At 49.9% G+C, this 18,906-nt stretch carries 19 protein-coding genes, 1 other RNA gene and 1 pseudogene; 11 read left to right on the top strand and 10 right to left on the bottom strand.

Translation table 11 applies throughout. The features are described 5' to 3' along the window. Positions 1–6 precede the first annotated feature (6 nt). A complete protein-coding gene (locus ACJBF3_RS23535; protein ID WP_045331120.1) occupies positions 7–537 on the top strand; it encodes a sigma-70 family RNA polymerase sigma factor in 531 nt (176 codons plus the stop codon). Then, a complete protein-coding gene (locus ACJBF3_RS23530) occupies positions 534–1,325 on the top strand; it encodes an anti-sigma factor (RefSeq protein WP_045331122.1) in 792 nt (263 codons plus the stop codon). Before ACJBF3_RS23535 ends, ACJBF3_RS23530 begins: the two co-directional genes overlap by 4 nt. On the opposite strand, the gene ACJBF3_RS23525 is transcribed toward ACJBF3_RS23530, so the two are convergent. Continuing rightward, positions 1,317–1,877, bottom strand: coding sequence for a YceI family protein (locus ACJBF3_RS23525; RefSeq protein ID WP_045331124.1), 561 nt, complete (start codon positions 1,875–1,877; stop codon positions 1,317–1,319). The two genes, ACJBF3_RS23530 and ACJBF3_RS23525, sit on opposite strands and share 9 nt — an antisense overlap. 105 nt (positions 1,878–1,982) lie before the next feature. After that, positions 1,983–2,339 carry a hypothetical protein gene (locus tag ACJBF3_RS23520; RefSeq protein ID WP_045331127.1) on the bottom strand — a complete coding sequence of 119 codons (357 nt, stop codon included), beginning with the start codon at positions 2,337–2,339 and terminating at the stop codon, positions 1,983–1,985. A gap of 827 nt (positions 2,340–3,166) precedes the next feature. Between ACJBF3_RS23520 and ACJBF3_RS23515 the strand changes: the two genes are divergently transcribed. Continuing rightward, a complete protein-coding gene (locus ACJBF3_RS23515; protein WP_047723555.1) occupies positions 3,167–4,807 on the top strand; it encodes a dsDNA nuclease domain-containing protein in 1,641 nt (546 codons plus the stop codon). Further along, a complete protein-coding gene (locus tag ACJBF3_RS23510) occupies positions 4,804–6,933 on the top strand; it encodes a DEAD/DEAH box helicase (protein WP_047723553.1) in 2,130 nt (709 codons plus the stop codon). The genes ACJBF3_RS23515 and ACJBF3_RS23510 overlap by 4 nt, the downstream gene beginning before the upstream one ends. A 51-nt stretch (positions 6,934–6,984) precedes the next feature. On the opposite strand, the pseudogene ACJBF3_RS23505 reads toward ACJBF3_RS23510, so the two are convergent. From ACJBF3_RS23505 to smpB, 3 genes and pseudogenes are all read right to left on the bottom strand, one after another. Beyond that, positions 6,985–7,331, bottom strand: a pseudogene (locus ACJBF3_RS23505) (tyrosine-type recombinase/integrase); the annotation flags it as partial. Between the two features lie 297 nt (positions 7,332–7,628). After that, positions 7,629–7,992, bottom strand: a transfer-messenger RNA (tmRNA) gene (gene ssrA, locus ACJBF3_RS23500). Positions 7,993–8,081: 89 nt separating this feature from the next. After that, the gene (gene smpB, locus ACJBF3_RS23495; protein ID WP_008502505.1) at positions 8,082–8,564 is read right to left on the bottom strand and encodes an SsrA-binding protein SmpB; all 483 of its coding nucleotides are present in this window, start codon (positions 8,562–8,564) and stop codon (positions 8,082–8,084) included. Between the two features lie 156 nt (positions 8,565–8,720). On the opposite strand from smpB, the gene ACJBF3_RS23490 reads away from it, so the two are divergent. Both ACJBF3_RS23490 and ACJBF3_RS23485 read left to right on the top strand, forming a co-directional pair. Beyond that, positions 8,721–9,158 carry a type II toxin-antitoxin system RatA family toxin gene (locus ACJBF3_RS23490; protein WP_195757742.1) on the top strand — a complete coding sequence of 146 codons (438 nt, stop codon included), beginning with the start codon at positions 8,721–8,723 and terminating at the stop codon, positions 9,156–9,158. After that, a complete protein-coding gene (locus ACJBF3_RS23485; RefSeq protein ID WP_023333124.1) occupies positions 9,148–9,435 on the top strand; it encodes an RnfH family protein in 288 nt (95 codons plus the stop codon). The genes ACJBF3_RS23490 and ACJBF3_RS23485 overlap by 11 nt, the downstream gene beginning before the upstream one ends. 108 nt (positions 9,436–9,543) lie before the next feature. Here ACJBF3_RS23485 and bamE read toward each other — a convergent pair whose 3' ends face one another. The 3 genes from bamE to nadK form a co-directional block, all read right to left on the bottom strand. Beyond that, positions 9,544–9,882, bottom strand: a complete 339-nt coding sequence (bamE, locus tag ACJBF3_RS23480; RefSeq protein WP_008502502.1) for an outer membrane protein assembly factor BamE — start codon at positions 9,880–9,882, stop codon at positions 9,544–9,546. Positions 9,883–10,020: 138 nt separating this feature from the next. Further along, entirely contained in the window at positions 10,021–11,682 is a 1,662-nt protein-coding gene (gene recN, locus ACJBF3_RS23475; RefSeq protein ID WP_045331364.1) for a DNA repair protein RecN, read from the bottom strand. Positions 11,683–11,767: 85 nt separating this feature from the next. After that, on the bottom strand, positions 11,768–12,646 hold the full coding sequence (gene nadK, locus ACJBF3_RS23470) for an NAD(+) kinase (RefSeq protein WP_008502500.1): 879 nt from the start codon (positions 12,644–12,646) through the stop codon (positions 11,768–11,770). Positions 12,647–12,768: 122 nt separating this feature from the next. Here nadK and grpE point away from each other — a divergent pair, with 122 nt between their 5' ends. Then, on the top strand, positions 12,769–13,362 hold the full coding sequence (gene grpE / locus ACJBF3_RS23465) for a nucleotide exchange factor GrpE (RefSeq protein WP_045331369.1): 594 nt from the start codon (positions 12,769–12,771) through the stop codon (positions 13,360–13,362). A 52-nt stretch (positions 13,363–13,414) separates the two neighbouring features. Here the strand turns inward: grpE and ACJBF3_RS23460 are convergent, their stop codons facing one another. Then, positions 13,415–14,701: an HlyC/CorC family transporter gene (locus ACJBF3_RS23460; protein WP_045331372.1), complete on the bottom strand. Its 1,287-nt coding sequence runs from the start codon at positions 14,699–14,701 to the stop codon at positions 13,415–13,417. A gap of 18 nt (positions 14,702–14,719) precedes the next feature. Then, entirely contained in the window at positions 14,720–15,511 is a 792-nt protein-coding gene (locus ACJBF3_RS23455) for an inner membrane protein YpjD (RefSeq protein ID WP_014884879.1), read from the bottom strand. 166 nt (positions 15,512–15,677) lie between these two features. On the opposite strand from ACJBF3_RS23455, the gene ffh reads away from it, so the two are divergent. From ffh to trmD, 4 genes are all read left to right on the top strand, one after another. Beyond that, entirely contained in the window at positions 15,678–17,039 is a 1,362-nt protein-coding gene (gene ffh, locus ACJBF3_RS23450; RefSeq protein ID WP_032642862.1) for a signal recognition particle protein, read from the top strand. Positions 17,040–17,288: 249 nt separating this feature from the next. Next, complete coding sequence (rpsP, locus tag ACJBF3_RS23445) at positions 17,289–17,537, top strand: 30S ribosomal protein S16 (protein WP_003863133.1); 249 nt, start codon at positions 17,289–17,291, stop codon at positions 17,535–17,537. Positions 17,538–17,552: 15 nt separating this feature from the next. After that, entirely contained in the window at positions 17,553–18,092 is a 540-nt protein-coding gene (gene rimM, locus ACJBF3_RS23440) for a ribosome maturation factor RimM (protein WP_045331376.1), read from the top strand. 31 nt (positions 18,093–18,123) lie between these two features. Further along, the gene (gene trmD / locus ACJBF3_RS23435) at positions 18,124–18,891 is read left to right on the top strand and encodes a tRNA (guanosine(37)-N1)-methyltransferase TrmD (protein ID WP_045331379.1); all 768 of its coding nucleotides are present in this window, start codon (positions 18,124–18,126) and stop codon (positions 18,889–18,891) included. The last annotated feature ends 15 nt before the right edge of the window (positions 18,892–18,906 follow it).

Here is an 18,906-nt window from a genome sequence, read left to right as displayed (position 1 = left end):
TATCTCGTGGAGGGAAAACCCATCGCAGCCAGTGAGGTTCGTCAACAGCTAGCCGCACACCTGTCGCGTCTCTGGCGCTATGGTCTGGTGCTGTCGCGAAACAGGGATATCGCCGAAGAGCTGGTTCAGTCCACCTGCGTGCGTGCGCTTGAAAGAAGCAGCCAGTATACGCCGGGCACACGCATCGACAGGTGGCTGTTCGCGATCCTGCACTCCATCTGGATCTCTGAACTTCGGGCGCGATACGTGCGTCAGGGGCAGGGATTTGTTACCAGCGACGAACTTCTCGCGACGGATACCCGGGAACAGGATGAGACGCGCCTGCATTATCTCAAGGTGATGCAGCGCGTTAACGCCCTGCCCGAAGCCCAGCGCAACGCGGTATTTTTGGTTTATGTCGAAGGCTTTACCTACCAGGAGGCGGCGGACACGCTGGCAGTGCCGATCGGTACCGTGATGAGCCGGCTGGCCACGGCTCGGGCCCGGCTCGCCAGGTCCGCTGACGCACTGCCTCCGGTAAAGGAGAAACGTTCTTGAACGCGCACCGTTTTGCACCGCCCTATAATGACGACGCTATCGTGGCATGGATAGACGGCGAGATGTGCCGCGCCGACGCGCAGCGATTTGAAGCGCAGTTGAAGCGTGACGAACGCCTTTCCGGGCGAACTGCCGACCTGATGAAAAGCAGCCAGGATTACGCCGGGGCGTTTGCCTCCCTGCTGGATGATGCGCCTTTAGAGTCGATGCAGACGCGCCTGGCAGCACTTCCCGATCCACACTCCTCCATGCCGGTTGGCGTCAGCAGGCGGGCGCTGATTGCCGCGTCGGTCAGCTTTCTGCTGGTTGGCTCCGGGATGGGCTACCTGCTGCGGCCCGCTTCCGCGCCGGCGGATGAGAACGCCCATATTCGCGATCTTGAAGCACAATATATGTCCCTGTACAGCGTTGAGACGCTGCTGGATATGGACAGCGCAGCGCCGGTGCTGCAGCGCGGGCTGGCACGGGCGGCGCAGGATATCGGCATGAAGCTCAACATGTCGCAGCTTATTCTACACGGGGCAGAGCTTAAAATGGTGCGCATGCTGCGCTATGAAACCACCTCTATCGCGCAGATTGCCTGGCTCGACGCCGACTACGGCCCGATGGCGCTCTGTATCTCTCCCGTAGATGAGAAGACGACGGCCTCGCTCCGCCAGGAGCAGCGGCATAGCATGAACCTGGCGTGGTGGCAGGATGGGGGCTACCAGTTTGTCCTGATTGGCCGCAATCCGCTGGCCCACCTGCGGGCAAACGCGGAACAGCTTCAGCGGCAGATCTCAGGATGACGGCACCTTGCTCGTCTGGATCGCAATGGCGATGGCAATACGATCGTCCACGACCAACGCAAACTTATCCATCCCGTAGGACGCGCGCGAGATAGCCGTAGTGGCATCAAGCGTAGGGGCCTGCGCATGTGGGTCTTTCACCACGGCCTCCAGGATCACCGGTCGGGCTATGCTTCGTACGGTCAGCGTGCCGAACACTCTGAACCGTCCGGCGCCCAGGGCGACCACCCGAGAGCTGATAAACTCGATGGTCGGGTAGCGCTCGGATTCAAAAAACATGTCGCTTTTCAGCTGCCAGGTGAGCAGCTTGTTTGAGGCCACCAGCGTCGCCACGGGAATGGTGACGTGGATATGGTCGTCGACGTCGTTTTCCGGGTTGAGCGTGACGGCTCCCGTCACGCCGCTGAACGTCGCCCAGGAGAGGATGCCGCCGAAGGCATGCCAGGAGAGCCGAATGGCGGTGTTATCGGTGTCGATAAGGTAGCTTTTTGGGGCGGCGTGCAGGGACGGGCATAACAGCAGGGCGGTCAGAAAGGCGAAAAGGCGATACATAGTGGTTTCTCCAATAAGCGCGCACTGCGTAAACGCCTGAAGTGCTAATTATATTCGAAGAAATAAAAAAGGCCGCAAGCGCGGCCCTTTCGTGAGTACAAATTATTACTCAGTGACTTTCTTTTCCAGCTCGCTGGCACCTTGTTTGGTTTTGTTCCAGCCTTTCTCAGCGCCTTCTTTAGTGGCATCCCACCCTTTCTCGGTGCCTTCTTTGGTTTTATGCCAGGCCTTCTGGGAGTCTTCGCTTACCTTGCTGCCCATGCTCTCGCTTTTACCTTCCGCAGCGTGTTTCTGTTTCAGCTTCAGCTCTTCACCTTTGTTCTGCTCTTCGTGCAGTTTTTGCTTCGCCTCGTTGGCGTTTGCTTTCGCCGCAGCGACGGTATCGTCAGTTGCATGTGTGGTCGCAGCAAATACTGGGGAAGCCAGCAGAACGGCAGATAATGCGATAATTGTTTTTTTCATAATATCCTCATTTAACGTTATCGGTTATGAGCGTGATTCAGCATGGCACAGGCGAAGCGGGATGGCTTTAGGAAAAAACTGTAATGAGATCAATGTGGCCTGATGAAGGAGATTTTGCCTGAGGATTATCCAAAGGATAAAATGCCTGTTTCCGCGAGGGCGGCAAGCGTCAGGAGAATGAAGATTATGACGGTTATGGGTTTGTACAGGGTAGGGTTCCTTCCGGATTTGGGCGGCTAATCCGTAGCGCTGGGGGGGTGTTTTATTATTCCGCATAGAGGAAGGGAAGGTGTCGTTGATGTTTGTCAAAAGGAAAGGGGGGACGGTAGGGTGATGGTACTGAAAAGCCCTCAGGTGTTGGACCGTGCAGGCTTTTAGGTTTCATCAGATGAATAGAGTTATTACCGATGGCGATTCTGGTTGGCCATCTCAGTCTGCATAATTCTCAGGAGCATTTATCCCGCTCAACAGAAAGCCTTTTCATTCTGTTAAATAATAACTTCAGCTTACGTTATTCGACGCCGGTGTGGCAGAAATCGTTATGTACTTTTTCAGACTAGGCTCCCGATTAACACCTTTTGGTTCGGAAACAAAAGGAAGTTGCAAGCGAGGTTAATCTGATACTTTCAGTGTCCAGATATTGTCCCCGATAAACCTGAAATTCACGCTATTGTCAGGCGGGTGGGGCTGCGCGAGGAATAGCTAGAAACAAAGATTGCAAAAGATGTAGATAGGTATTAATAATGAGAAAAGTCCTGTTGAGTTTTAGTGGATATTAAATTGGATTGATTTTCCTGTATATAAATACAGTGTTATAAGGAATGGTTATGAGTTCATTGGATACTATGGATCAAAGTGATAGTGGTGGAGTTGGGGCTAAGAAAGGATTTTTCTATCAAGACCTCTCAGCAGCATTCTATTTAACACAAATGTTAATTGATAAAACACTTAAATATGTTAGGTGTGAAGTCACCGATGACATTGATTTGGTTTACGAAGAGCATATAGAATATATTCAGGTTAAAACAACTGATAGTAACTCGAAATGGACTGTTACCGAGTTATGTAAAACGAAGAACGATGCTAAAAATGACTCAATAATTCATAAATCACTATCCTGCGACAACAATCCTAGCTATATGGCGAAATTTAAAATACTCTCACCAAGGGAAGTGAATTCATATCTTCAATACTTAAGAATCCCTTTAAACAAAAGAGATAATAAAGATGGTCGCGTTGGGTTGTTGAAATCATTGTCACCTAAGGTTAAAAGTAAAAGCCTGCTAGGAAATGACATTGCTTATTGGATAGATAATACTTGGTGGGAAGTGATTCCGTCCAAAAATGAGCTTGAGTTGATGATTCTCAGGAATATTCGAGTCGCGGCACAAGAGAAGGATATTTTTCTAAAGGATAGGCATGAGAGGGCAATTTTACAGTCAATAGTATATGTGTTGACAGATAAAAGTGCTCTATCAAGAAAGATAAATGTTAGTGAAGATAAATCCTACTTAAGAAAGGACTTCATATTATGGTTTTGGGATGAGGTCGAGTATGCATCAAAAGATGATACATATTCCCTAAAAGTATACCCTCAAAAACTAGATAAAGTTGATTATATACTTCAAGAATATAATCCATGTTTTGAAGATGATAATTACAAGAATCTCATTGGGAAGTTGTTTTATCAAGATTACGAATTATTTCGATATCGGTTTGGATATATTGTTGAAGGGGTTTATAATTGGTTGCCAGAAGTATTACTTTCACCTGAGGAGCTTAGTAATATCAATGGCACAAACTTCCAAGAGAAAATTGATCTATTAAAAACAAGAATGGCCTTAAAGGAAAAGGAAGTGCCAAGTTTGCTTCCAAGAGTTACGCTTCACTCTATCATTAGGAAAAATAATTTAAGTCAACCAATCTATTCAGCAAATTTATACGTAGATAGCAATAAGGACCGTGTTACTATATATGATAACGTGCACATTGTAATTAATAATGATGACCCCGATGAACTATGGGTTGGTTTTAGTGAAATATTAGATGGCGATAATTTTTCAACAACGATATCAAAATTAAAATGTGATTTTATAGATAATTTCCTAAATAATTTTCAGAATCATAAAAAAGTTATATTGGATGTTAAAAGAGATAATTTTCTGTTCAAGCATGATGTTGATCCATACTTAAAAGGAACATCCTCTATAGATAATTTGTTTAATATGATTCATTTTGTTATTTTTATCGGTTATAAAACTAACAGCCAGCCCTTAGAGTATGATGAAAGTGAAGATGAAGCATACTTACCTTATTTACTAGCTGAAGTAAGAAAGCATTTTGAAATGTTAGTGTCTGAGATAGTAACTGAAAAAATATACAAAAAGATAAATCTACATTTTTACTTATATCCAATCCCATGTGTTGAAACTTTAGTTAAAGAGTTTGAAAAGAGAATTAACCAATGAATGATCAAAGTGAACGTTTGTTTTTCGAATCAGATTTCAATCCTTTTGAATTTCTTAAGATAGCTAATGAAAAAATGGATAACAAACTCACCGAAGTCGATGGTAGGGAAATGGTGATTCGAGCCTTGAATGATATGGATATGTTTGGTAAGTATAGGGATATATTAAAGAGGCTTGTCAGGAAGTCTGGGCTCTTACCATATCTTCGAAGTGAGTTTCATGATCTCAACTATGAAGAAAGAATGGCCATCGATTTGTTTACGCCAGTAAAGGATAGTGATTTCACACTTCATTCGATGCAATTGAAAATATATAATATATTAATTGAAGGGACAAATGTTGTACTTAGCGCTCCGACTAGCATGGGGAAAAGTGCTGTAGTTGATACCTTAATCGAAAGCGGTAAATATGATGTTATAGTGATAATTGTCCCAACAATTGCACTAATTGATGAAACAAGGAAAAGACTTACTACAAAATTTAGATCTGATTATGATATTATCCATCACAGTATACAAACGGTAAAAAAAAACAAAAACATATTTGTATTAACGCAAGAACGATTTAATGAAAGAAATGACATTGAAGTTGTTGATTTATTCGTTATGGATGAATTTTATAAGTTGTCATTTAAAAAAGACTTAGAGGATGAAAGAGTTATATCATTGAATATTGCCTTAAGTAAGTTACTTTCAATATCCAAGCAGTTTTATTTGATCGGCCCATTCATCGAAGATATTAGATGGCTATCAGATGTGGCCCCTGATTTTTATTATGTAAATACGAATTTCAACACAGTAGCTGTAAATATATATGAGTTCAATTTAGCAGCTAATGATGTCAATGCTAAAGGAGATAAAACGATAGAGATATTAAAAAAATATGATGGACAAACTATCATATATTGTCGCTCTCCTAACTCGGCATCCGAAATCGTTAAAAGATTAATTTCTGAAGAAGTTACGGGTACATTCTCCAGTGAATATGTATCTTGGGTAAAGGATAGCTTTACCCCTGAATGGGATTACGCCCAAGCAATTGAGCATGGGATTGGTATTCATCATGGCAATCTACCGAGGGCTTTGCAGCAAACTACAGTAGATCTTTTCAATAATGCACTTATCAAAATACTAATATGTACATCAACAATTATAGAAGGTGTGAATACATCTGCAGAAAATATAATTATTTTTGATAATAGAAATGGTGTTGGATCAATTGACAGATTCACACATAGTAATATTAAAGGGCGCGCAGGTAGAATGGGCAAACATTTCGTAGGAAATGTATTTTGCCTAGAAGCTCCACCTTTATCAGATTACTCATCATCTATTGTTGAGATTCCTCTGGGAATGCAAGAAAACTCTACGCCCATAAATTTATTGGCGGGGGTTCAAGAAGTGCACTTAAAGGATGAATCATATAAAAGGCTTGATGATTATTATAATAGCTGCAAGGCTCCTATTGATTTACTAAAAGCTCATCCCGAATATAGTTTTGATAAAATCCAGTATTTATATGAATCTTTGGATGAGTGTCAATACGATGTATTAAAAGAACTGAGCTTTAAACATTTACCGACTTCAAAAGCAATGTGGTTGCTAAGTTCTCTTTTTTTGTACATGGAGCAGGGGGCTGTTAGAAATGCTGGTTTTAAAATTGATGAAGAAGTTATATCAGCTAAATTTTTCTCATATGTAAATGCTAATACTTTTCAGGAATATCTAAAGAGTGAAATAAAATGGATAAAAGAAAATAGAGATGATATATCTAAAGCACTAAATTCCGAGTTGAAGTTTATTAAAAATATTTACGGGTACTCTTTACCGAAATTTTTAAATCTTGCACAGGACATTATCAATACAATAAATTACGATAATAAATATGACTTTAGTGCAGATTATGGTTTCTTAGCATCCCAAATAGAAAACTATCATCTAAATCCGAGCTTTGCAGTACTCGAAGAGATGGGCATTCCGGTTCCATTACTAGAAAGACTAAGTTTCGATATTAAGGAATCATTGGAGTTGGAAGATTTGATCGAAAAGGTAAAGGTTTTTTATAGCGAGGGAACATATTTTTCTGAGCTGGAATCGTACTTTGTAAGAAGAGCTTTAATTGATTGAATTTATTTGTAAAGGAGGCTTTACTACCCTCCTTTATAATTTTAATTTTTTTTATTTGAAGGAATAGCCCCACCAATCCATCAAATCAAAACGTTGATTTAAATATATGGAGCGGTTATATGCTCTTCGGACTTCATTTTATCAGAATGGGCCAATGCTGCTTCAATAACATCTGCATTGAATCCCTGCCCATTGAGTGCTGTACTTGCTATAGAACGTAGACCATGAGCAACCAATTTTCCGCCATAGCCAATCCTTTTTAAAGCGGCATTAGCAGTTTGACTATTCATGGACTGTTTTGGATCATTCCTGCTTGGGAAAATATGTTCACGATGAGCGCTTATTGGCTTCATCACTTCCAAAATATCTAATGCCTGCGGCGAAAGGGGAACAATACGCCAGTTTTCACTATCAGGAAAAACCCATCGTCATCATGCAGCGTTAGATCCTTCTCTAACGGTTAAGCGCGCAGAACTATGGTATTGGTCACGGGCGTACCACTATGACCGCACCTTCATGAAGTGGTAAACGCTTTAAGAATACATCGTGCGGTATACCTAAACGTATTCCAATAAACATCATATTTAGCCGGATTACCCTAGACAACGACAGGCACAAAAAAGCCCGCAGGGCTTGCGCCGTGCGGGCTCTTAGGACTTCATCGGATGACTCTGGTAATCACCGATGGAGAATTTTGGTGGAGCTGGCGGGAGTTGAACCCGCGTCCGAAATTTCTACATCCTCGGTACTACATGCTTAGTTTGTCTTTACATTCGCACGCCAGCTGCGGACAGACACGCCACTAACGAACTAGCCTGATTAGTTTTAACGCTTCAACCCCAGGCAGGGCTTCCACGCGATCTCTTTTGGGTTTGACCTCTCTTTAATCCCCGTCTTAAGAGCGGAAGCTAGGGAGAGAGGGCTCAGAGCAGGTTATTAAGCTGCTAAAGCGTAGTTTTCGTCGTTTGCGACTATTTTTTTGCGGCTTTTAACGAGGCAAACCGCCCCTCGGCATGCACCTTGGGTTTCGCAAATCCCGTCGAATCCAGAATCAGCCCCAATAGTGTTGAACTGAGTATACCAGATTTCACTTCCTGGATACCAGCCCGGAACGCTAACTTATTGAATTGTACAATAAGTGCGCAGAATCAACGTCCTGCGTTTTTCATGATGCGCGCTTTATCAAGCTGCCACTCGCGCTCTTTCAGGTCAGTACGTTTGTCGTGCTGTTTTTTACCTTTCGCGACGCCAACTTTCACTTTGCACCAGGCGTTTTTCCAGTACAGCGACAGGGCAACCACGGTGAAACCTTCACGGTTAATGCGCCCGTAAAGGGATTCCAGCTCACGCTTGTTCAGCAGCAGTTTACGCGTGCGCGTTGGGTCACACACGTAGTGCGACGAGGCGACGGTCAACGGCGTAAAGTTCGCGCCGAACAGGAAGGCTTCGCCATCTTTCAGGATCACGTAGCTATCGCCGATGTTGGCTTTCCCGGCGCGCAGCGATTTTACTTCCCAGCCCTGCAACGCAAGGCCAGCTTCGAATTCTTCTTCAATGAAATACTCGTGGCGAGCACGCTTGTTGAGCGCAATGGTCGCCGAGCCTGGTTTATGTGCTTTTTTCTTCGTCATAAGTGTCGTAAAGCCGTCGGTAATCTGATTTCAAAAAGTCACCTCATTGCGTCCTGTGAGGTCTAACGCGCTATCTTAGCACGAGATGAGGCTTAGCGTTTTTTTAACAGGTGATAAATGTTATTATTTGTCCGTTGTGTGACCATGGGAAATGCTATGCCTCAGATTAGCCGTACTGCGCTTGTGCCTTACAGCGCGGAACAAATGTATCAGTTAGTGAACGATGTTCAGTCTTATCCAGAGTTTATTCCGGGATGTACCGGGAGCCGCGTTCTGGAGTCCGGCCCGACGCAGATGACCGCGGCGGTGGATGTTTCCAAAGCGGGGATCAGCAAGACGTTCACCACCCGCAATACGCTGACCAGCAATCAGAGTATTTTGATGCATCTGGTGGATGGTCCGTTTAAAAGCCTGATCGGGGGCTGGAAGTTTACGCCGCTGAGCGCAGACGCCTGCCGCATAGAGTTCCAGCTGGATTTTGAGTTTACCAACAAGCTGATTGAGCTGGCGTTTGGCCGCATTTTTAAAGAGCTGGCTTCGAATATGGTTCAGGCGTTCACCACTCGCGCCAAAGAGGTTTACAGTGTCGCATAAGATTGCTGTAGAGGTGGTTTACGCGCTGCCGGAGAAGCAGTATCTGCAGCGCGTGACGCTGGAAGAGGGGGCGACAGTTGAGGCGGCTATCCGCGCTTCCGGCATCCTTGAGCTTCGCAGCGATATCGATCTGGCGAAAAATAAGGTCGGTATTTACAGCCGCCCGGTGAAGCTGGGTGACGTGCTGAAAGAGGGCGATCGGGTTGAGATTTATCGTCCGCTGATTGCCGACCCGAAAGAGCTGCGTCGCCAGCGTGCGGAGAAATCGGCTAAGTAGCGCTTTCTTCCCCGGTGGCGCTGCGCTTACCGGGGCTACGATTCTTCGTAAGAACTCAGATACAAAAAAGGTGCTCATTGAGCACCTTTTTGCATTTCTGACGCCTGATTATTTGGTCAGGGCTGGCTTGTTGTCGATGTTGGTCAACACACCGGCGCTGCTGAAGGTCAGCGTCAGGGTCTGCTGGGTCGCATCTTCATGGCCCGGCTTCTGACGGAATACATAGAACCAGGTGTTAGTGCCGAACGGATCGGACATCATCGGGGTTCCCAGTGCATAAGCGACCTGCTGTTGTGTCATCCCCACGCGGATTTTGGACACATCGTTAGGGGTAAGGTAGTTCCCCTGGTTGATGTCAGGACGGTAAACCACTTTCTCCAGAGTGGAACAGCCTGCGGTCAACATCAGAAGAACCGCTGCGGCAGCGGTCAGCATTTTACAACGCATAGTGATTTGATTCCTTTTCGGGCCCGAGCAGAACGCGGCTCATATGTAATATGCCGATGATAATAGACCTTGCCCCACTTTGAAACCGGTCTGGCGGCGTTTTTGTTGTTCTGTATGACCCTGAGATCCCGAAAAAGTTTATGCCGCCAGCAGTTCTTTCGCGTTCGCGAGCGTGTTGCGGGTGACTTCGCTACCGCCGAGCAGGCGTGCCAGCTCTTGCAGACGCGCGCGTTTATCCAGCGGCTTCATGTGCGTTTCGGTCATTTCGCCGTCGGTTTCTTTGCTGACGATAAAGTGATGATGTCCACAGCCCGCGACCTGCGGAAGGTGGGTGACACACATTACCTGCGTGGATTCACCTAGCTGGCGCAGCAGTTTACCCACCACCGCTGCCGTCGGGCCGCTGATACCGACATCCACCTCATCGAAAATCAGCGCCGGGGTTTCCATTTTACGCGCGGTAATCACCTGAATCGCCAGTGCGATACGCGACAGCTCACCGCCGGAAGCCACTTTGGAGATCGCCTGCAGCGGCTGCCCCGGGTTGGTGGTAACGCGGAACTCGATGCGGTCCGCACCTTCCGCCGTCAGGTGGTTCTCTTCAAAGCGAACATCAATGGTGAAGACCCCGTGCGGCATCGCCAGCGTGTGCATGCTGTCGGTAATATGCTGGCTGAGCTCCTGAGCGTAATACTGACGGATTTCATGCAGCTTTTGTGCCGTCTCCAGCGCCTGTTCATGGTGCAGGTTCACCGCCAGAGAGAGGGTTTCCTGCGAGTCAGCCTGATCGTCAAGCTGCTGCTGTTCTTCCAGCAGAGACTGATAGTAGCCCGGCAGCTCTTCTGGCGTGACGTGGTGCTTGCGCGCCAGTGAAATCTGACGGGAAATACGCTGTTCCAGCTCAAACAGACGGTTCGGATCGAGATCCAGGCGTTCACAGTAGTGGCGCAGTTCGTCACCGGCTTCGGAGATCTGAATCGCCGCTTCTTCCAGCATATCCAGGACGCCAGAAAGCTTGCTGTCCATACCGACCAGTTCGGTAATCAGCTGGCGGACGTTGTACAGCTGACTCTGCAGGTTCACGTCTTCGCCATCCGCCAGCAGGTTGAGCGCATTCTGACTGGTTGAGAGCAGTTGCCCGCTGTTAGCCAGGCGCTTGTACTCTTCGTCGATTTGCTCAAATTCACCCGGCTGCGGGTTGAATTCGTTCAGCTCTTTAAGCTGGTACGCCAGCAGCTCCGCACGGGCGGCGCGCTCCTGGCTTTGCTGCTGGTGCTGGGCGAGCTCGCGGCAGCTCTGATGCCACTGGCGATAGTGTTCTGCCATAAGCTGAGTAAGCGCGTACTCACCCGCATAGCCATCCAGCAGCGCTTTCTGCTGTTCGGGTTTGACGAGCTGCTGATGGGCGTGCTGGCCGTGGATCTGGATAAGCAGCTGGCCGAGTTCACGAAGCTGGGAGAGCGGAACCGCCGTGCCGTTGATAAAGCCGCGTGAGCGGCCGTCGCTGCTGATGACGCGCCGAAGTAAACACTCACGTCCATCTTCAAACTGGTTCTGTTCCAGCCAGCGCTGGGCGGCAGGGGTGTCCTTCAGAGAGAAGCGGGCGCACAGGTCTGCACGGTTAGCGCCCATACGCACCATGTCGCCCTCAGCGCGGCCGCCAAGGCACAAGCCGAGGGCATCAATGGCAATGGATTTACCCGCACCGGTTTCGCCGGTGATCGCCGTCATGCCGCTGTGGAAATCGATCTCAAGCTCACGAACAATGGCAAAGTTGCTGATGGTCAGTTGTGCCAGCATAATTGTTTTCCTGTATGAAAAACCATAACTGTGTTTTCATACAGTATAAACTGGTTTTTTATACAGTAAAGACCTGGATGCAAAATTAGAACAATTTTTTTGACCAGCCAAGCTTCGAGCTTAATGTGTTGAAATAGCTGTAATCTTTCGGATGGATAAGATTCAGATGGTAGTCACAGCGGCGAATAAGGACATCTTCACCTTCCTGGATAGGCAGCGCTATCTGGCTGTCGCAGCTAATCTCCAGGTCGTTACGCCGGTGCGAGAAGCGCAGACGGATCGTGCTGTCGCCGTTGATAACCAGCGGGCGGGCAGAGAGCGTATGCGGGAACATCGGCACCAGGGTAATGGCATCCAAAGAGGGCGTCAGGATCGGGCCGCCGGCAGAAAGGGAGTAGGCGGTTGAGCCGGTCGGTGTCGAGATAATCAGCCCGTCAGAACGCTGGGAGAAGGCAAAGATTTCGTCGATGTACACTTCGAACTCGATCATGTGCGCCACTTTACCGGGGTGAAGCACCACCTCGTTAATCGCGGTGCTGATGCGCTTCTGGCAGTCCTGCTGGCACACCTGCGCTTCCAGTAAAAAACGTTTCTCGCTGATATAGTGGCCTTCCAGCACGTCGGCCAGCTGCTGCTGCGCATTGTCCGGGTCGAGGTCGGTTAAAAAACCGAGATTGCCGCGGTTGATGCCGATGACCTTAATATCATAACGCGCCAGCGTGCGTGCGGCACCGAGCATGTTGCCGTCGCCGCCCACCACCACGGCGAGATCGGCCTGTTGGCCAATTTCCGCCAGCGTGCCGGTTTTGACGCTCTTCAGCTGCAGCTCCTGCGCAATCTGCTGCTCGACCATCACTTCATAGCCTTTGCTACACAACCAGCGATACAACATTTCATGTGTCGTTAGTGCGGTAGGGTGACGCGGATGCCCGACGATCCCAATACACCTGAAATGATTATTCATTTTCTGGAGGTCCTTGTGCCTGATGAATGATGACAATCTGTCTTGTTCCCTTGAATCCCGGAAACTGATCCCCATAATAAGCCAAGTTAGCGAGATGAATGCAGAAAAACGCGGAGAAATTCATGAGTAGTAAAGAACAGAAAACGCCTGAGGGGCAAGCCCCTGAAGAAATTATCACGGAACAGCACGATGAAGTTGAGGCTGTAGAGCCAGACGCATCTGCTGAGCAGGTGGACCCGCGCGATGAAAAAATTGCGAATCTGGAAGCCCAGCTGGTAGAAGCACAGAATCGCGAACGCGATGGTATTCTGCGCATCAAGGCGGAAATGGAAAACCTGCGTCGCCGTACCGAGCAGGACGTTGAGAAGGCGCATAAATTTGCGCTGGAGAAATTCGTCAACGAACTGCTGCCGGTCATCGACAGCCTCGATCGCGCCCTGGAAGTGGCTGACAAAGCGAATCCGGACAACGCGGCGATGATTGAAGGTATCGAACTGACGCTGAAATCCATGCTCGACGTGGTGCGCAAGTTTGGCGTGGAAGTGATTGCCGATACTAACGTTCCGCTGGATCCAAACGTTCACCAGGCAATTGCGATGGTGGAGTCAGAAGAAGTGGAAGCCGGTAAGGTGCTGGGCGTAATGCAGAAAGGTTACACCCTGAACGGCCGTACCATTCGCGCGGCGATGGTGACCGTGGCGAAAGCGAAAGCGTAATTTGCCACCTGTAGCGCCGGGTGGCGGCGTTCGCCTTACCCGGCCTACAACCTTACTCCGCGATACTTTCGCGCAGTGGCTTAACGGGCAGGACTTTCACCTGCTTGATCATATTGTCCTGCACGTCCAGGATATCAATATCGTATTGCTCAATGCGCACCCGCGTGCCCGCGGCCGGGATCTCTTCCAGCGCTTCCAGAATCATCCCGTTAATGGTCCGGGCCTCATCTTCCGGCAAATGCCAGTTAAAGGCTTTGTTGAGTTCACGAATGTTCGCGCTACCGTCAATCAGCACCGAGCCGTCGTTTTGCGGAGTGACCTCTTCCGCGAGGGAAGGCGACATTGACGTAGTAAAGTCCCCGACAATCTCCTCCAGAATATCTTCGACCGTCACCAGTCCCTGAATATCGCCGTACTCATTGACCACCAGGCCGACTTTTTTCTTGTTGCGCTGGAATTTCACCAGCTGCGTGCTGAGCGGCGTTCCTTCCGGCACGTAGTAAATCTCGTCGGCGGCGCGCAGCATCACCTCTTTGGTGAACTCTTTTTTCTCGGTCATCAGGCGGTAGGCTTCGCGCACGCGCAGCATGCTGATGGCGTCGTCCAGCGAGTCGCGGTAAAGCACAATGCGCCCGTGTGGGGAGTGCGTCAGCTGGCGGACGATGGCTTTCCAGTCGTCATTGATGTCGATACCGACGATTTCGTTACGCGGCACCATGATGTCGTTCACGCTCACCTTTTCCAGATCCAGCACCGACAGAAGCATGTCCTGATTGCGCCGGGAGATCTGCGAGCGGGATTCATGCACGATGGTGCGTAACTCTTCTTTGCTGAGTGCGCTGCTGATGGTCACATCGGCTTTGATCCCCACCATCCGCATCAGTATGCGCGTCACCATGTTCAGCAGCCAGACCAGCGGCATCATCAGGATCAGCAGCGGTGCCAGCAGGAAGCTGCTCGGGTAGGCAACTTTCTCAGGGTAAAGCGCGGCGATGGTTTTCGGCAGCACTTCGGCAAACACCAGCACCACGAAGGTCAGCACGCCGGTGGCTATCGCCACCCCGGCGTTACCGTACAGGCGCATCCCGACGATGGTGCCGAGGGCGGAAGCCAGAATATTGACGAGGTTGTTGCCGATGAGCACCAGGCTTATCAGGCGATCCGGCTTGCGGAGCAGTTTTTCAACGCGACGGGCGGCACGGTTACCCTGCTTAGCGCGATGCCGTAACCGGTAGCGGTTTAAGGTCATCATGCCGGTTTCCGAGCCGGAGAAATAGGCGGAGATGACCACCATGACGATCAGCGTAACGATCAGCGTGGTGGTAGAAATGTGTTCCAGGGGGAACTCCTTTGTTTCTTAGCCAGCAAATTGCTGTATGAAGCGGCTGCCAAAATAGGCAAGGGTGAGAATGCCCGCACCCGCGACGTTGAACCAGACCACGCGACGTCCGCGCCAGCCTTCATGGTAATGGCCCCATAACAGGACAATATAGACAAACCACGCGATGATGGAGAGCACCGCTTTGTCGATATTCTCCACGCTGAACAGGTTCTTCATGTAGAACAGCCCCGTGCAGAGCGTCAGCGTCAGCAGCACTACGCCCACCTGGGTGATGTGGAACATCTTACGCTCAATGACCATCAGCGGCGGCATCTCGTGGTTAAACGCCAGCTTTTTGTTTTTGAGCTGGTAGTCAATCCAGGCGAGCTGCATGGCGTAAAGCGCGGCGATGATCAGCGTCGCGTAGGCAAACAGCGACAGGCCGATATGCACCAGCATCCCCGGCGTCGCCTCCAGATGCGTAATGAACTCATTAGGCATAAAGGTGGCTAAAGCCAGATTGATCAGCGCAAAGGTGTAGACAATCGGCAGCAGCAGCCAGCCGCGATTTTTAGACGCGACGATGGTCATTACCGTACAGATCATCAGGCTGACCAGCGAGCCGACGTTGAGGACGCTCAGGTTTTGCACGCTGCCGTCGCCGGGGATGATGCGTGATTCCAGCGCAAAGGCGTGGCTAATCAGTGCGATCACCGCGGAAAGAATGGCCATGCGCCGCCAGCCGCTGTTTTTTTGCAGCAGTCCAGGAACGATCAGCGCGAGGCTGACAGAGTAGGCAACAAGGGCGATCAGTGCGAAAACAGGCATATAGGCATCGACAGTTGTCTTAATAAGAAAGAGAAGCAGTATAACGTTACGTGACGCCTGCTCCAACCGTTGCATAACAACAAAGGCGCCTTCATGTTATACTCCGGCAAAATTCTGTGTATGTGTCGCCCATGGCGGCCCAACGTTTCTACTCAGGCGAGAGACAATGTTTGATAATTTAACCGATCGTTTGTCGCGCACGCTGCGCAACATCAGCGGCCGCGGACGCCTTACTGAAGAGAACATCAAGGAAACGCTGCGCGAAGTGCGCATGGCGCTGCTGGAAGCAGACGTCGCGTTGCCGGTCGTTCGTGATTTTATCAACCGCGTGAAAGAGAAGGCGGTTGGTCATGAAGTTAACAAGAGCCTGACTCCGGGTCAGGAGTTCGTCAAAATCGTTCGCCAGGAACTGGTTTCGGCGATGGGCGAAGAGAACCAGGTGCTTAACCTGGCCGCTCAGCCACCGGCCGTGGTGCTGATGGCGGGCCTGCAGGGTGCGGGTAAAACCACCAGCGTCGGCAAGCTGGGTAAGTTCCTGCGCGAAAAGCACAAGAAGAAAGTGCTGGTGGTCTCTGCGGACGTCTATCGCCCGGCGGCGATCAAGCAGCTGGAAACTCTGGCTGAGCAGGTTGGCGTGGATTTCTTCCCGTCCGACGTGGCGCAGAAGCCTGTCGACATCGTTAACGCGGCGCTGAAAGAGGCGAAGCTGAAGTTCTACGACGTGCTGCTGGTGGATACCGCCGGTCGTCTGCACGTTGACGAAGCGATGATGGACGAGATCAAGCAGGTGCATGCCTCTATCAACCCGGTAGAGACCCTGTTTGTTGTCGACGCCATGACCGGTCAGGATGCGGCGAATACCGCGAAAGCGTTTAACGAAGCGCTGCCGTTAACCGGCGTGGTGCTGACCAAGGTGGACGGTGACGCCCGCGGCGGTGCGGCCCTCTCGATTCGCCACATCACCGGTAAGCCGATCAAGTTCCTCGGCGTGGGCGAAAAAACCGAAGCGCTGGAGCCGTTCCACCCGGACCGCATTGCCTCCCGTATTCTCGGCATGGGCGATGTGCTGTCGCTGATTGAAGATATCGAAAGCAAGGTTGACCGCGCCCAGGCCGAGAAGCTGGCCAGCAAGCTGAAAAAAGGCGACGGTTTCGATCTCACCGACTTCCTTGAACAGCTGCGCCAGATGAAAAACATGGGCGGCATGGCCAGCCTGATGGGCAAACTGCCGGGCATGGGCCAGATCCCTGACAACGTGAAAGCGCAGATGGATGACAAGGTGCTGGTGCGTATGGAGGCGATCATCAACTCGATGACGCTGAAAGAGCGCGCTAACCCGGACATCATCAAAGGCTCCCGTAAACGCCGTATCGCAGCCGGTTGCGGCATGCAGGTGCAGGACGTTAACCGCCTTCTGAAACAGTTCGACGACATGCAGCGCATGATGAAGAAAATGAAGAAAGGCGGCATGGCGAAGATGATGCGCGGGATGAAAGGCATGATGCCTCCCGGATTCCCCGGCCGTTGATCGGCCTGGCTTGTTTGCCATTTTGACGCCGGGGAGTGCTCGAAATGCTCACGTACTACGTGTACGCTCCGCTTTCTGCGCGCTCGCCGACGCCAAACTGGCTGCACCGCCGACGGCCTTTTACAGCAGACTTATCAACTGCTGATTGCATTTCCCCCAAAAATCAGTAAAATTTTCGGGCTTTTAATATGACACCCGGGCTCCGTTCCTCGATGGGGCCCGGTTGTTTTATTCACACAAGAGGATGTTATGGTAACTATTCGTTTAGCACGTCACGGCGCTAAAAAGCGTCCGTTCTACCAGGTTGTTGTGACTGACAGCCGTAATGCACGCAACGGTCGCTTCATCGAGCGCGTTGGTTTCTTCAACCCACTGGCCGCTGGCGCAGAAGAAGAAACTCGTCTGGATCTGGATCGTATCGCTCACTGGGTTGGCCAGGGCGCTACTGTTTCCGATCGCGTTGCTACGCTGATCAAAGCAGCAAACAAAGCAGCTTAATCTGTCACGGTGGTCATGATGAGCAATAAAGCACCTGTTGAACCGATCGTATTGGGAAAAATGGGTTCTTGCTACGGTATCCGTGGTTGGCTCAGAGTGTTTTCCTCCACTGAAGACGCTGATAGCATTTTTGATTACCAGCCCTGGTTTATCCAGAAAGGCGGTAAGTGGGAAGAGGTCGAGCTGGAAAGCTGGCGTCACCACAATCAGGACATCATCATCAAGCTGAAAGGCGTTGACGATCGTGATGCCGCGAATGCGCTGACTAATTGTGAAATTGTCGTGGATTCGTCGCAGTTGCCAAAGCTGGAAGAGGGCGACTACTACTGGAAAGACCTTATGGGTTGCCAGGTAGTCACTACCGAAGGCTACAGCCTGGGGAAAGTCATCGATATGATGGAAACCGGGTCAAATGACGTTCTCGTCATTAAGGCAAACCTGAAAGATGCATTTGGCATCAAGGAGCGGTTGGTCCCGTTCCTCGATGGACAGGTTATCAAGAAAGTCGATCTCACTACTCAAACCATTGAAGTAGATTGGGATCCTGGTTTTTAAATTCTCCGGATAAACGGTAAAAGACGGCGCTATGTGGATTGGCATAATTAGCCTGTTTCCTGAAATGTTCCGCGCGATTACCGATTACGGGGTAACTGGCCGGGCAGTAAAGAATGGCCTGCTGAGCATCCAGAGCTGGAGTCCTCGTGACTTCACGCATGACCGGCACCGTACCGTGGACGATCGTCCTTACGGCGGCGGACCGGGGATGTTGATGATGGTGCAACCCTTACGGGACGCTATTCACACAGCAAAAGCCGCGGCAGGTGAAGGCGCAAAGGTGATTTATCTGTCACCTCAGGGACGCAAGCTTGATCAAGCGGGCGTGAGCGAACTGGCGACGAATCAAAAGCTGATTCTGGTCTGTGGTCGCTACGAAGGGATAGATGAGCGCGTAATTCAAACCGAGATTGACGAAGAATGGTCTATCGGCGATTACGTACTCAGCGGTGGTGAGTTACCGGCAATGACGCTGATTGACTCCGTCGCCCGGTTTATTCCGGGGGTTCTGGGCCATGAAGCTTCGGCAACGGAAGATTCCTTTGCCGACGGGTTGCTGGACTGTCCACACTATACTCGTCCTGAAGTGTTAGAAGGGATGGAAGTACCGGCGGTGTTACTGTCTGGAAACCATGCCGAGATACGTCGCTGGCGTTTGAAGCAGTCGCTGGGCCGAACCTGGCTTAGAAGACCTGAACTTCTGGAAAACCTGGCTCTGACTGAAGAGCAAGCAAAGTTGCTGGCCGAGTTCAAAACTGAACACGCGTACCAGCAGCATGAACATGATGGGAATGCGTAATACGCTCCCGAATAT

The sequence above is a fragment of the Enterobacter sp. PP-008-ECC_S150 genome (genome assembly GCF_045257065.1).
Lineage (GTDB): Bacteria > Pseudomonadota > Gammaproteobacteria > Enterobacterales > Enterobacteriaceae > Enterobacter > Enterobacter chengduensis.
Note: the sequence above shows the minus strand (reverse complement) of the source record. Positions and strands in the feature narration are given on the sequence as shown.

Coding starts and splice junctions, on each gene's coding strand:
- ACJBF3_RS23525 (WP_045331124.1), bottom strand. CDS start 1,877: ATGTATCGCCTTTTCGCCTTTCTGACCGCCCTGCTGTTATGCCCGTCC.
- ACJBF3_RS23520 (WP_045331127.1), bottom strand. CDS start 2,339: ATGAAAAAAACAATTATCGCATTATCTGCCGTTCTGCTGGCTTCCCCA.
- ACJBF3_RS23515 (WP_047723555.1), top strand. CDS start 3,167: ATGAGTTCATTGGATACTATGGATCAAAGTGATAGTGGTGGAGTTGGG.
- ACJBF3_RS23510 (WP_047723553.1), top strand. CDS start 4,804: ATGAATGATCAAAGTGAACGTTTGTTTTTCGAATCAGATTTCAATCCT.
- smpB (WP_008502505.1), bottom strand. CDS start 8,564: ATGACGAAGAAAAAAGCACATAAACCAGGCTCGGCGACCATTGCGCTC.
- ACJBF3_RS23490 (WP_195757742.1), top strand. CDS start 8,721: ATGCCTCAGATTAGCCGTACTGCGCTTGTGCCTTACAGCGCGGAACAA.
- bamE (WP_008502502.1), bottom strand. CDS start 9,882: ATGCGTTGTAAAATGCTGACCGCTGCCGCAGCGGTTCTTCTGATGTTG.
- recN (WP_045331364.1), bottom strand. CDS start 11,682: ATGCTGGCACAACTGACCATCAGCAACTTTGCCATTGTTCGTGAGCTT.
- nadK (WP_008502500.1), bottom strand. CDS start 12,646: ATGAATAATCATTTCAGGTGTATTGGGATCGTCGGGCATCCGCGTCAC.
- grpE (WP_045331369.1), top strand. CDS start 12,769: ATGAGTAGTAAAGAACAGAAAACGCCTGAGGGGCAAGCCCCTGAAGAA.
- ACJBF3_RS23455 (WP_014884879.1), bottom strand. CDS start 15,511: ATGCCTGTTTTCGCACTGATCGCCCTTGTTGCCTACTCTGTCAGCCTC.
- ffh (WP_032642862.1), top strand. CDS start 15,678: ATGTTTGATAATTTAACCGATCGTTTGTCGCGCACGCTGCGCAACATC.
- rpsP (WP_003863133.1), top strand. CDS start 17,289: ATGGTAACTATTCGTTTAGCACGTCACGGCGCTAAAAAGCGTCCGTTC.
- rimM (WP_045331376.1), top strand. CDS start 17,553: ATGATGAGCAATAAAGCACCTGTTGAACCGATCGTATTGGGAAAAATG.
- trmD (WP_045331379.1), top strand. CDS start 18,124: ATGTGGATTGGCATAATTAGCCTGTTTCCTGAAATGTTCCGCGCGATT.